Annotated in this window: 8 protein-coding genes; 6 read left to right on the plus strand and 2 right to left on the minus strand. The window is 62.0% G+C overall.

Going from position 1 to position 13,091, the window contains the following annotated elements; genetic code table 11:
• Positions 1-15: 15 nt before the first annotated feature.
• Both priA and gltX read right to left on the minus strand, forming a co-directional pair.
• Positions 16-2,469, minus strand: coding sequence for a primosomal protein N' (priA, locus tag DWY05_RS01830; RefSeq protein WP_233503944.1), 2,454 nt, complete (start codon positions 2,467-2,469; stop codon positions 16-18).
• Positions 2,470-2,558: 89 nt separating this feature from the next.
• Complete coding sequence (gene gltX, locus DWY05_RS01835; RefSeq protein WP_117820222.1) at positions 2,559-4,034, minus strand: glutamate--tRNA ligase; 1,476 nt, start codon at positions 4,032-4,034, stop codon at positions 2,559-2,561.
• Positions 4,035-4,326: 292 nt separating this feature from the next.
• On the opposite strand from gltX, the gene metK reads away from it, so the two are divergent.
• From metK to DWY05_RS01865, 6 genes are all read left to right on the plus strand, one after another.
• Positions 4,327-5,607 (plus strand): methionine adenosyltransferase, encoded by a 1,281-nt coding sequence (gene metK, locus DWY05_RS01840; protein WP_117837173.1) that lies wholly within the window; start codon positions 4,327-4,329, stop codon positions 5,605-5,607.
• A 343-nt stretch (positions 5,608-5,950) separates the two neighbouring features.
• Positions 5,951-7,558: an L-serine ammonia-lyase, iron-sulfur-dependent, subunit alpha gene (gene sdaAA / locus DWY05_RS01845; RefSeq protein ID WP_117837174.1), complete on the plus strand. Its 1,608-nt coding sequence runs from the start codon at positions 5,951-5,953 to the stop codon at positions 7,556-7,558.
• A gap of 149 nt (positions 7,559-7,707) precedes the next feature.
• Positions 7,708-9,441 carry a L,D-transpeptidase gene (locus DWY05_RS01850; protein WP_158558600.1) on the plus strand — a complete coding sequence of 578 codons (1,734 nt, stop codon included), beginning with the start codon at positions 7,708-7,710 and terminating at the stop codon, positions 9,439-9,441.
• Positions 9,442-9,570: 129 nt separating this feature from the next.
• Entirely contained in the window at positions 9,571-11,007 is a 1,437-nt protein-coding gene (locus DWY05_RS01855) for an efflux RND transporter periplasmic adaptor subunit (protein ID WP_158558599.1), read from the plus strand.
• Entirely contained in the window at positions 11,007-11,780 is a 774-nt protein-coding gene (locus tag DWY05_RS01860) for an ABC transporter ATP-binding protein (protein ID WP_117837177.1), read from the plus strand. Before DWY05_RS01855 ends, DWY05_RS01860 begins: the two co-directional genes overlap by 1 nt.
• Positions 11,777-12,991, plus strand: coding sequence for an ABC transporter permease (locus DWY05_RS01865; RefSeq protein ID WP_117837178.1), 1,215 nt, complete (start codon positions 11,777-11,779; stop codon positions 12,989-12,991). Before DWY05_RS01860 ends, DWY05_RS01865 begins: the two co-directional genes overlap by 4 nt.
• The last annotated feature ends 100 nt before the right edge of the window (positions 12,992-13,091 follow it).

Genomic DNA, 13,091 nt, shown 5'->3' on the forward strand with positions numbered 1-13,091 from the left:
CATCCTTTCGGGTTGTTACATCAAATCATAGGCGTCGACGTCAACGCTCACGCTCACGCCGCGCACAGAGCCCACCTCTTTGAGGCAGGCATCGATATCATCAGAGACATGGTACCCCACGGGCGACTTCACAAGCAGGTGGAAGCGATAACGGTCCTTGGCTCTCTCGATTACACACGAAGCCGGGCCAAGCACTTGGGGAAAGGCGCTCCCCGCCCGCAAAAAGTCGGGCGAGGCGGCATGCCAACGGCGCTTAAGCAGCTTTGCAATGTGCCCGATGTAGTCCTGCGCGTCGTCTCGGTTCGCCGACCACACCAAAATGTTGACCAGGCAAACAAACGGCGGGTACAGCGCGTCACGGCGCTGATTCAGGTCGTAGTCGGTAAAGATCGAACGGTCATGCTCAGCGACGGCGCGAATGACCGGATCCTCGGGCAGGTAGGTCTGAATGATCACCTCACCGGGGCGATCGCCGCGACCTGCACGGCCCGCCACCTGTTCCAGCAGGTCGTAGGCGCGCTCTCCTGCGCGGAAGTCCGGCAGCTTGAGGGCGAAGTCGGCATTGACCACGCCCACGAGCGTGACCTCGGGAAAATCGAGACCCTTTGCGATCATTTGGGTGCCCAGCAACACGGCGCAATCGGCCGCATCGAACTGCTCGAGCAGTTTTTTGTGCGCATCCTTGCCGCGCGTGGAATCGGCATCCATGCGAATAATGGCGACGTCCTCGGGAAGCATCTGGTGCAGTGCGTCCTCGATCTGCTGCGTGCCCAGCCCCATTTTTGCCAGGTAGCGGCTGCCGCATTTGGGGCAGCGGCTCGTGGGCGCCGGATAGGGCTGCACGCGCCAGGACGAACCGCAAGTGTGGCACTGCAGCGTGTGTGTGCGCTCGTGATACGTGAGCGCCGTGGAACAGTGGTTGCAGGTGGGGACGCAACCGCACTCGCGGCACATCAAAAACGGTGCAAAGCCACGGCGGTTATGCAGCAGCACGGCCTTCTCGCGGCGCTCGACCACACGCTCCAAGCCCTCCATCAAAGGTTTTGAGAACATAGAGCGGCTGCCGTGCGAGAACTCACGACGCAGGTCGGCAATACGCACCGTAGGCAGCACGGCGTGTCCCGGGCGCTCGGGCATCTCGACGCGCGTCCAGGTGGCACCATTGAACGTGCCGCGGCGGCAGCGGTCGAGCGCCTCGGCAGAAGGTGTGGCCGAGCCCAACACGAGCGGGCAGCGATAGCGACGCGCCATCTCAGCCGCCACCTCGCGCGCATGGTAGCGTGGGCTGGAACCCTGCTTGTAGCTGGTCTCGTGTTCCTCGTCGATAATGATGAGGCCCAAGTCCCTGAGCGGACAAAAGAGCGCCGAGCGAGCGCCGACGACCACGCGGGCCGCACCGCTGGCGACCATATCCCACTGGTCCAGGCGCTCGCCGGCCGAAAGGCGCGAATGGAACACGGCGACCGTCTCGCCAAAGCGCGAGCGAAAACGGCCGACGGTCTGGGCCGTCAGTGAGATCTCGGGCACCAACACGCAGGCCGAGCGGCCAGCCGCCAGCACGCGCTCGATGGCGGAGAGGTACACCTCGGTTTTGCCGGAGCCGGTGACGCCGTCAACCAGCACCACGTCGCCATGAGCGTCCAGACGGGCGCGCTCAATCTGCGCGAGTGCCTGTTGCTGGCCGTTAGTAAGGGAGACCGGCGCCTTGCCACTTGCCGAGGACAGCGTGGTCTGCTCGCTGCAGCCACGCCACGCACGGCGCTCCTCCACCACCACGACGCCGCGCTTTTCGAGCGCCTTGATGGTCGCCGACATGCTGTTATAGAGAAGGTTGAGATCGCGCGTCGTAACCGGGCCGCACTGGAGCGCCTCGATGAGCTGCCGCTGGCGGACCGCGGTCTTGGGCGGCGTGTAGTCAAAGCCCTCGGGCGTAAGCATGACCCAGCGGTTTTGGATAGGCTTCACGGCGGGACGTTCAACCGTCCACACACCGTCGTCACCCTTAACCACACGCGGGCTGCCGCCCGGGGGCAAGAACAGGCGCAGGCATTCGGAAAGCGTCGCGACATACTCGCGGCTCATCCAGCGTGCGATACGGGCGGCTTCGGCGGTAAAGAGCGGTTTGCTGAGGATGGCCTCGATGGGCTTGATGAGCGCAGGGTCGAGGGCGTTGTTGCCCTGCAGATCGCCCAGCTCAGGCGCGATGTCGACGATATAGCCCGCGGCGGCACGGTTACCAAAATGGACTAGGACCGTGGATCCGATCTGGGCCTCGTTAGCAAGGGTTTGCGGGATGCCGTAGGCGAATGGCTCGGACAACGCACGCGTCGGGATGTCGAGGACCACGCTCGCATAGGCGGTGATGGGCTCGGGTGCAGGCTTAGGCTGAGCCGAGGCAGCGGCAGGCACGGAATTCACCAGAGCCTCCTCCGGTTCCGGTGAACCAAACAGCGACAGTTGCTCGGCCATGGCCCCAGCACCTCCTATCCCATACGTCTACAGAAACAAGAGCCCCGCTCTGAGTGAACGGGGCTCGGATACAAACGTTTGCGCAGCGATTACAGCGCCATCGTGCGGGCGCGGTCGATGCGCGCCAGGCAGTCGTCGCGGCCGACAAGTGCCATGGTCTCGCCCAGCGGAGGGCTCACCATGTTGCCGCAGACGGCGACGCGCACAGCCTGGAAGACCACGCGCTTCTTAAGGTTCATCTGCTCGGGCAGCGGCTCAAGCGCGGCGTCGATGTTGGCAGCCGTCCACTCGTCCACGCCCTCGAGCGCGGCCTTGGCGGCATCCAGAATGGCGCCCATGCCCTCCTTGGCCAGGCCCTTGGTAACGGACTTCTCGTCATACTCGAGCGTCTCGGCCGTAGCGAAGATGGGAGCGGCGACGGTCACGGCGTCGGCCGGCATCTTGGTGCGCGGCTTGACGATGGCGGCAAGTGCGTCGATCCAGTCCTCGCCGTACTCGACGTTGCCCTCGATCAGGCCAGCCTCGTGCAGCTCGGGGACCATGATCTCGTCGGCAAACTGAGCATCGGACATGCCGTTGATGTACTCGGCATTGACCCAGTCGAGCTTCTTGGGGTCGAAGGTCGCCGGATTCTTGGAGATGCGGTCGAGCGAGAACTTACTGGCCAGGACATCGCGCGGGATGATCGTGGTCTCGCCGTCGAGCGACCAGCCGAGCAGCGCCAAGTAGTTGACGAAGGCGTCGGACAGGTAGCCGGCGTCGCGGTACTCCTCCACCGAGGTGGCGCCGTGGCGCTTGGAGAGCTTCTTGCCGTCGGCGCCCAGGATCATGGAGATGTGGGCGAACGTGGGCACGGGCGCGCCGAGGGCCTCGTAGACCATGACCTGACGCGGGGTGTTGGACAGGTGATCGTCGCCGCGGATGACATGAGTGATCTTCATCATGGCGTCGTCGACGACGGTCGCGAAGTTGTACGTGGGCGTGCCATCGGAGCGGAAGATGACGAAGTCGTCGAGTTCCTTGGCGTCGAAGGTCACCTCGCCGTGGACGGCGTCGTGGATGACGACGTCTCCGCGGTCCTCGGGCACCTTGATGCGCAGGACGTAGGACTCGCCGGCCTCGATGCGGCTGCGTGCCTCCTCGGGATCAAGATCGCGGCAGCGGCGCTGATAGCCCTGGAAGGGGTCCTTGCGCTCCTGGGCGGCCTTGCGATCGGCGTCGAGCTGCTCCTTGGTGCAGAAGCAGGGATAGGCCTTGCCCTCGTCCCAGAGCTTCTGGGCGGCCTGCTTGTACAGGTCCAGGCGCTCGGTCTGGGCGTAGGGGCCAAAATCGCCGCCCACCTCGGGACCCTCGTCCCAGTCAAGGCCCAGCCAACGCATGGCGCGCAGGATAATCTGCGTGTTCTCGTCGGTAGAGCGGGTGGGGTCGGTGTCGTCGATACGCAGGATGAACGTGCCGCCATTTGCGCGGGCGAAAGCCCAGTTATAGATAGCGGTGCGGGCGCCGCCGATGTGGAGCTTGCCCGTGGGTGAGGGTGCAAAGCGGACGCGAACGTCTGATGCCATGGAAATCTCCTCGATTGCAGGATGGAAGTCTAACCGCATCAGTATAAAGCATCAAAGCAACCTCCGCACAAAGGGCACCGACCTACTCATTGTACTCATTGGGGACAGACTTAAATGACCAGCCGTTGGGCAACCTGTCGGCACTTAGGCAAAGCTGATTATTTAAGTCTGTCCCCAATGAGTAGGTGCGGAAAGGGTGTGAATGTTTGAATTACGCGCTATGATGTGCCCTTGCATAGAGAGCCCGGCGGAATGGTAACGGTCGCTGGGACACGTTTTTGAAAGGACAATCATGTCAGAAGAACTTCGTTCCATCCCACCCCAACACGGGTCCTTCGTTTTTACGTCGGAGTCGGTGACCGAAGGTCATCCCGATAAGATCGCCGACCAGATCAGCGACGCCGTCCTCGACGCAATCCTCGCCAAAGAAATAGAGCTCCAGGAGCAGGGCTACATCGCCCCCAACGGCGTGCCTGCCAACGTGGAGAACGTTCGCTGCGCCTGCGAGACCCTCGTGACCACCGGCACCGTCATCGTCGCCGGCGAGATTCGCACCCAGGCCTACGTCGACGTGCAGGAAATCGCTCGCGGCGTTATCCGCCGCATTGGCTACAACCGTGCCAAGTTCGGTTTTGACTGCGACACCTGCGGCGTTATGAGCCTCATCCACGAGCAGTCACCCGATATCGCCCAGGGCGTCGACGAGTCCTTCGAGACCCAGACCGGCGCTACCACCGACCCGATCGACCTGATCGGTGCCGGCGACCAGGGCATGATGTTCGGTTATGCCTCCAACGAGACCAAGACCCTCATGCCCATGCCGCACTACCTGGCGAGTCGCCTAGCCGAGCGCCTGGCCGCCGTGCGTCACGACGGAACCCTGCCCTATCTGCGTCCCGACGGCAAGACCCAGGTCACCGTGCGCTACGAGGAAGGCAAGCCCGTCGAGGTCACGACCATCGTCATCTCCACGCAGCACGCTGCCGAGATCGAGGACATGGGCAAGATCAAGGCCGACCTTATCGAGCACGTCATCACCCCGGTCATGGCCGCTGAGAACATGCCGTGGGACAACGCCGACATCTACGTGAACCCCACCGGTCGCTTTGTCGTGGGCGGCCCCATGGGCGACACGGGCCTCACCGGCCGCAAGATCATCGTCGACACCTACGGTGGCTACGGCCGTCACGGCGGCGGTGCCTTTAGTGGCAAGGACTGCACCAAGGTTGACCGCTCCGCCGCGTATGCCGCGCGCTGGGTCGCCAAGAACGTGGTCGCCGCCGGTCTGGCCGACCGCTGCGAGGTCGAGCTTGCCTACGCCATCGGCGTTTCCAAGCCCCTCTCAATCATGGTCGACACCTTCGGTACCGCTAGGGTCGCCGAGGACAAGATCGTCGAGGCCGTAGAGAAGACCTTCGACCTGCGCCCGGGCGCAATCATCCGCGACCTAGACCTGCGTCGCCCCATCTACGAAAAGACGGCAGCCTACGGTCACTTTGGCCGCGAAGACCCCGACTTCACCTGGGAGAAGACCGACCGAGTCGAAGAACTCAAAGCAGCCTGCGGCCTGTAAGCTAACTCGAAAAGCTACAGCCAAAAAACAACGCACCAAAAGAAGTACCGGCTCCAACCGGTACTTCTTTTTTATTTAAAGGTGGTGAAGATGAGCCGACCTGGGACATGGAATAGGTCATAGGCCGATAAATTTCGCAGCAGAGCGACTTCAACCATGTATCCTAAGTTCCGAGGGCTTTGGTATCTGGTCGGTCGCGAGTTCCGCACGAGCCGGAGAGCACTTAATGTGCTCTCCGTGCGAGCAGGACTGCCCGAGCAGGCGACCAAATACCAAAGCCCTCGGAACGGCGGGATAGAGTATGCCCCGCCCCTCGGGACGACGGGATAGAACAGGAGCACCCATGGCAGGCAAGCCGCAAACACTAGCTACGACCTCGGCATTCGAGATCTTGGGCCCCGTCATGGTCGGCCCCAGCTCATCGCACACCGCCGGCGCCCTGCGCTGCGCCCAAGTTGCCGCCAGCCTGCTGGAAGGCCGCATCACCAAGGTCACCTTTGGCCTGTGGAACTCCTTCGCCCACACCTACCGCGGCCACGGCACCGACCGTGCGCTCGTCGCGGGCATCCTGGGCCTCGACACCGATGACGAGAACATCAAGCAGGCCTTCGACCTCGCGCGCGAGCAGGGCCTAGAATATCACTTTGACATCAAGGGCGACGACGCCTCCATCCACCCCAATACCGTCGACATCGACATGGTCGACGACACGGGCGCCACGGCACAGGTCCGCGGCGAGAGCCTGGGCGGTGGCAAGATGCGCATCAGCCGCATTAACGGCGTCGGCGTCGACATCTCAGGTATGTACTCCACACTCTTCGTGGCGCACAAGGACGTCCCCGGTGTACTCGCCGCGCTCACCAACCTGCTCGCCTACGCACACGTGAACATCGCCTTCTGCCGCACCTACCGCACCGAAGTGGGCGGCCAGGCCTACTCCGTCTTTGAGACCGACGGCGCGCCCGACGACACCGTCGTCCCCATGCTGCGCAAGCTCGACAATGTCGATTACGCAACGTTTATCGAGCTCCCCGGTTCTGCCTCGTCGCTCTCCCCCGGCGTCTCGGCCAAGGAAATCTTCGACGACGGTGAGCAGCTGCTCGATGCGTGCGAGGAACTGGGGCTCAGCATCGGCGCCGTCATGGCCGTTCGCGAGGCGCGTCTGACCGGCGAGGCCCACGCCGTCGCCGCCATGCGCCGCGTGCTCGAGGTTATGCGCGAGGAGACCACGGCCCCCCTCGCCAATCCGCAGCGTTCGCTCGGCGGGCTAATCGGCGGCGAGGCCAAGCTTGTCGAAGCCACCGGCCGCAACGATTTGAGTGAAAGCCTGATGGGCCCCGTCCAGACCGAAGCCGTGGCCCGCGCGATGGCCGTGCTCGAGCGCTCCGCCACGATGGGAGTGATCGTCGCCGCCCCCACGGCAGGGTCCGCGGGTGTTGTACCCGGCTGCGTGCTTGCGCTCGCCGATCGCCTGCAGCTCGACGACGAGCAAGTCATGGACGCGCTCTACTGCGCAGCCGCCATCGGCCTCAACCTCACCACGAGCGCCTGCGTCGCCGGCGCCGAGGGTGGCTGTCAAGCCGAGGTGGGAAGCGCCGCCGCCATGGCAGCCGCCGCGCTGGTGCAGATGCTCGGCGGCACGCCCGAGCAGGCGCTCGACGCCAGTTCCATCGCGCTGAGTAACCTGCTGGGCCTCGTTTGTGACCCCGTCGGTGGCCTCGTGGAGGTGCCCTGCCAAAACCGCAACGCCATTGGCGTGGCAGCGGCCTTTAGCTCGGCACAACTCGCTCTCGCAGGCATTAAGAGCTTGGTGCCGTTTGACCAGATGGCACATGTCATGCTCTCGGTGGGCCACGCGTTGCCGGCCACGCTGCGCGAGACGGCAAAGGGCGGCATCGCGCAGGCTCCGGCCGCACTTTCGGCCTGTGCAAAATGCGGTGTGTGCGGATAGCGGCAAAGAACGACTCAAAGGTGGGACAAATGTCCCACCTCTTTTGAATGCCACCGTTTCCGTACCACAAACAGCAGGGCAATCGCTATAATGCAAGCCCAGTAAAAACACGATGAACCGCAAGGCGAAAATCGAAGGATATGCATACGATGTCGCAAAACGATCGAACTCAACTGATTCCCGATCCGCAGCAGCCGAGCAGGCACACCGGCGGCGTTCAGTCGCCGCGTCCTATCGCGCCGAGCCACGGTCAGCAGCGTAGTGCAGCAAACGCTTCCCAACGCCCGAACCAACAGCGACAGCAGCGTCAACAACGTCAGCAGCGCCAGGCAAACGGCAATGCGCCCAAGCAGCCCCCCACGCACGCTCGGGGCGATCGTGGCCCCGCGCGCAAACCCGCCGAGAACAAAAAGTCGGGCAAAAAGACGACGCTCTTTGTCGTCCTGGGTCTAATCGTCATTGTCTATATCGTAGGCGTCGTAGCATTTTCGCAGGTAGCCTACCCCAACACCACCATCGCCGGCGTCGACGTCTCGTTCTCCAACGCTTCGTCTGCCGCCACCAAGGTCAACTCGGCATGGAAGCACTATAAGCTCACCGTGACAGGCGATGACTTTAGCTGGACCTATCAGCCCGAGTCCGATGAACCCATCGTCGACGGTGAAGCTGCCGCAAAAGAAATCATCAACCACAACGAAGCCTTTATTTGGCCGGTCCGCCTTGTGGAATCCTTAAGCGGCAAGACCAAAACAACTGCTACCTCCAACGAAGTCGATCTTGATCAAGACGTCGACCTGTCCATGCTCTCCGACACCTTTGACCAAAAGAAGTTTGAGGAGGACCTGGGCGCCGCTATCGACGAGTTTAACGAGGGCCGTTCGGGCACGTTCGAGGCCAATAGCTCCTATGACGAGCAGGCCGGCAAGTTTACCGTCGAGAAGGCGCGCTCCAACGAAAAAATCAACCGCGAGCATGTCATTAAGTATGCCGAGCTCGAGCTTTCCTCGCTGGCCGAGACCGTAGATCTTTCCAAGCTCGGCAACGATGCCTATGAGCCACTCAATGGAACGCTGACAGATGATCAGATTCAGGCCGCATGCGATGCCGCCAACAACTTCCTGGGCGTCAACGTGACCCTTAAGCTCAACGGCGAGGATGCCGGCAAAGTTGATGGCAGCTCCGTATTGCAGTGGATCAGCTTTGCCGATCCGGCCAACCCCACGCTCGATACGTCGCAGATCAGCAGCTGGGCAGCCGAGCTCGCCAACGGCTTTAATACCGTGGGCTCCACTCGCTGGTGGACGCGCGCCGATGGCAAGCAGTGCGCCGTCGAAGGCGGTGACTTTGGTTGGTCCATCGACAGCAGCTCGCTCGCCAAGCAGGTCGAGGACGCCATCAACAACAAGCAGACCGGCGAAATCGAGATCAAGTACTCCCAGAAGGCCGACACCTTTACCGCAAAGGGAGAGCCCGACTGGAAGGCGTATATCGACGTCGACCTGTCCGAGCAGCACGCGCGCTACTATGACGAGAACGGTAATATCGTTTGGGAGGCCAACTTTATTTCCGGCAAACCGGGCGAAGACGCCACCCCCGAGGGCGTGTGGCAGATCAACAGCAACGACGGCGGCAGCACCCTGATCGGAGCCAAGGACCCCGAGACCGGTAAGCCCAAATACGAAAGCCCGGTGAGCTACTGGATGCCGTTCGAGGGCAATATGATCGGCTTCCACGATGCCACCTGGCAAAACGACAAGAGCTTCGATAACGCCGAGTCGTACAAGTGGTGCGGCAGCCACGGTTGCATCAACCTGCGCCTGGCCGACGCCAGGGCACTTCACGACTGCATCAAAGTCGGCCTGTGCGTGGTCGTGCACTCGTAGGAAAACACGCCTTCACACAACGGGGAACTGACGCTCCAATCTAACAGTTCCGAAAGAATCCGCCATATGCGCCCGCCCCAACCGGTGGGCGCATATAATTATCGAGGTTCTTTCTATAAAGGAGACGCTATGCCGAATGTCCCCACGCTCACCCCGGGCCCGGATGATACCGAGCACTCGCCCGAAGGTGCCACCGAAACGATTCCTCTGATTACAGACATACCTGCCGACAAACAAGGCGAACGCACAAACGATACGGCCGAGATTTCCGATGAAGAGGCATATGCCAAGCTCAAGGCAAAACGTGCCGAACGTCGACGTAAAAAGCTGATTCGACGCGGTATTGCCGCCGGCGTCGTGGGAGTCATCGCGCTCATTGCCATTATCGCAACCCTGGTTATCAATGCGCAGCCACAGGGCACTAGTGGGCCTGTGACCGACATGGTGACCGAGGGTACGTTTACCACAACGGTCGAGGCGAAAGGCCAGCTCAAACCCATTTCGTCCTCAGTGGTCTCCCCTTCTGTCGACGGCACGGTCGATTCGATCAACGTGCAGGCAGGCCAATCCGTCAACGAGGGCGACGTGCTTATGACCATTAAAAACGACGAGCTCGATCGCAACGTTGCCGAGGCGCAGCGTGCAGTTGCAGCCGCCCAGGAAGACCTCGCCAACGCGCAGAAAGCCGTAGCCGCCGCACAGGCCACCCCAATGACGGACGTCGAGGGAGCTTCCGCAGCGGCTGGCATCTCCGCCGCATCGGCGGACACGAACGCCGTATCGGCCGCGCAGCGCAGCCTCGCATCGGCCCAGGCAAACCTCGATCAGGCGAACGCCAAGGTAGTCAGCCGTACGGTCACGGCCCCGAGCTCGGGCAGTATCGTGGAGCTCAACGCCAAGGTGGGCGCCACGGTAACGGGCGGCATGATCATGGGCGAAAGCGATACGAGCGGCGGCAAGCAGTGCATGCAGATCGCCGACCTATCCAAGATGAAGGTGACCGTGCAGGTGGGCGAAAAGGACATCGCAAAGATCGCCGTTGGGCAGAGCGCCAACGTCACGTATCCCGCGTTTCCCGATATCGTGAGCATGGGCACCGTCACGGCTATCGCGTCGGTGGCAAACTCCGACGCCGCCAACGGTGGCGGCGGCAGCGTAACCTTTAACGTCGACATTCTCATCGAGGCGCCCGACGCGCGCCTGAAGCCGGGCATGACGGCCGAGGTATCGGTGGTGACCGAGCAGCTCGACGACGTGGTAATGGTGCCGACGATGGCGCTCATCACCGAAGACGGCGAACACTATTACGTCAACGTGGCGACTGATGACGAGGGCAAGCAGACCCGTCGCGTTAAGGTGACCGTCGTGACGCAAAACGACAACGAAGCCGTAGTCGGCAAGACACAGGTCAAGCGAGACGACCAGGGCAACGAGATCAACCCTAACGTGCCGGTTACCAAGCTGCGCGATGGCGACACCCTCGTCATGGACACCGGAGCGGACGCAATGGCTGACGGCGGCTACGGCGCGAATTCGGGCAGCATGTCTGCCGACGAGGGCATGTAATGCGTCCCGTCATCGACATCCGCAACGTGCACCGCATTTTTGAGAGCGAGGCGGGTTGCGCCCACATCCTGCACAACGTGAGCCTGGCGGTAAATTCCGGCGAATTCGTCGCTGTCACTGGCCCCTCGGGCTCGGGAAAATCAACGCTCATGAACATCCTAGGCTGCCTGGATAAGCCGACGGCGGGCGACTACTACCTGCAAGGGCTCAACGTGGCCGAGCTTGACGATGACGAGCTCACCGAAGTTCGCGCCCTGAGCATTGGCTTTGTCTTTCAGAGCTTCAACCTGCTGCCGCGCCTGTCGGTTATCGAAAACGTCATGCTGCCGCTGGCCTACACCAATGTGCCCCGTAGCCAGCGCGAAATGCGCGCCGTGCACGCGCTGCAGGCTGTCACGCTGCCCGTCGACCACTGGGACCACCGCATATCCGAGCTCTCGGGCGGCCAGATGCAGCGCGTCGCCATCGCACGCGCCCTCGTCAATGACCCGCCCATCATTCTGGCCGACGAGCCGACGGGAAACCTGGACTCCGCTACCGGAGCGCTTGTGATGGAGACCTTCCATAAGCTCCAGAAGCGCGGCAAAACCATCGTGCTTATCACACACGACCCCGGCATCGCCGCCGAGGCCGACCGTGCCGTGACCATCCGCGACGGTCGCATTCACGACGGCGCGTATATTCCACATGCACCGCGGACCCTGCGCAGCGCCGTAGATAGCCTGCCCATGATTTCCGCCTCCGCCAACCCGCCGAAAGGAGAGATGGCATGAGCGCCCGCGATCTCATCCAGGAAGCCCTTCACTCGCTCGAGGCCAACAAGGGGCGCAGCCTGCTCACCATCCTGGGCATTGTCATCGGCATCGCCTCGGTTATCGCCATGACTTCGCTCATCGGCGGCATCCAAAACAGCCTGGTCAACAGCCTGGGCCTCAATGCGGCACGCATGGTGCAAATCTATTCGTCGCAAGAACTCACCGAGTCGGACATCGAGAAGCTTCAAAAACTGGTGCCGCAGATAGAGCAGATCGGCATTGTCGACAGCGCGTATACCGAGTATAAGACCGGCGATAAAAGCTATACCGTCATGGCACAGGGTGTCGATAGCGACATGCTCGACGCCGTGGGGGCCAGCAAGCTCGTTGCGGGGCGCACCTATTCCCAGGCCGAGTCCCAATCAGGCTCGCGCGTGGCGCTCATCAGCCGCAACGGCGCCGATCAGCTTTACGGCAACGAACAGGATGCGCTGGGGAAAACCATCAAGGTGTCCAACGGCGAGGTGCAGATTGTAGGCGTGATTGATGGGGGCAGCGACTCCATGGGCTCGCTCACGCTGTATATGCCACGCGAAACTATCTCCGGACTGTTTGGCGACGAGAATCCTTCATTCCCCAGCGTGACAGCACTTGCCGCCGAGGGTACGGACATGGATGAGCTTTGTAAGACCATCGAGTCCAAGGTGCGCGCGATGAAGGGCATCGAGGAGGAGGATGAGTACGACAGTGTATCGGCGACCTCCATGAAAAGCGCCATCGATGCGCTCAACTCCTTTATGGGCGCGTTCTCGCTCATCATGGGCGCTGTCGCCAGCATCTCGCTACTTGTCGGCGGTATCGGCATTATGAATATGATGCTTACCAACGTAACGGAGCGCATCCGCGAGATCGGCATCCGCCGCGCTCTGGGCGCAAGTCGTCGCGATATCACCGCGCAGTTTTTGGCCGAATCCTCGGCGCTGTGCGTCACCGGCGGACTGCTAGGTGTCCTGATTGGCTATCTGCTGGCATGGGGCCTCGCGATGTTTGCCTCCGGATCCGGGATTCTTGGCGAACTCGGTGCCAGCGGGCAAATCACACCGAGTTTTTCAATCGCCACCGTGCTGCTGGCCTTCGCCGTCTCCGTCGGAATCGGCGTAATCTTTGGCTTCTACCCCGCTCGCCGCGCAGCAAAGCTCGACCCGGTGGAGTGTCTACGCTACCAGTAAGCCACCACCAACAAGTTGCGGTGAATTAGGGACTGAATGTGCTATCTAGCAGCAAAAACAAACACTATTTCACCGCAACTTATTGAAGGGCTGCTTGCGC

This window comes from Collinsella sp. AF23-4AC, from assembly GCF_003462685.1.
Taxonomy (GTDB): Bacteria; Actinomycetota; Coriobacteriia; order Coriobacteriales; family Coriobacteriaceae; genus Collinsella.

Bases quoted from the DNA above. Each gene is read 5' to 3' on its own strand.
- DWY05_RS01860 (WP_117837177.1), top strand. From the start codon at position 11,007: ATGCGTCCCGTCATCGACATCCGCAACGTGCACCGCATTTTTGAGAGC.
- sdaAA (WP_117837174.1), top strand. From the start codon at position 5,951: ATGGCAGGCAAGCCGCAAACACTAGCTACGACCTCGGCATTCGAGATC.
- DWY05_RS01855 (WP_158558599.1), top strand. From the start codon at position 9,571: ATGCCGAATGTCCCCACGCTCACCCCGGGCCCGGATGATACCGAGCAC.
- gltX (WP_117820222.1), bottom strand. From the start codon at position 4,034: ATGGCATCAGACGTTCGCGTCCGCTTTGCACCCTCACCCACGGGCAAG.
- DWY05_RS01850 (WP_158558600.1), top strand. From the start codon at position 7,708: ATGTCGCAAAACGATCGAACTCAACTGATTCCCGATCCGCAGCAGCCG.
- priA (WP_233503944.1), bottom strand. From the start codon at position 2,469: ATGGCCGAGCAACTGTCGCTGTTTGGTTCACCGGAACCGGAGGAGGCT.
- metK (WP_117837173.1), top strand. From the start codon at position 4,327: ATGTCAGAAGAACTTCGTTCCATCCCACCCCAACACGGGTCCTTCGTT.
- DWY05_RS01865 (WP_117837178.1), top strand. From the start codon at position 11,777: ATGAGCGCCCGCGATCTCATCCAGGAAGCCCTTCACTCGCTCGAGGCC.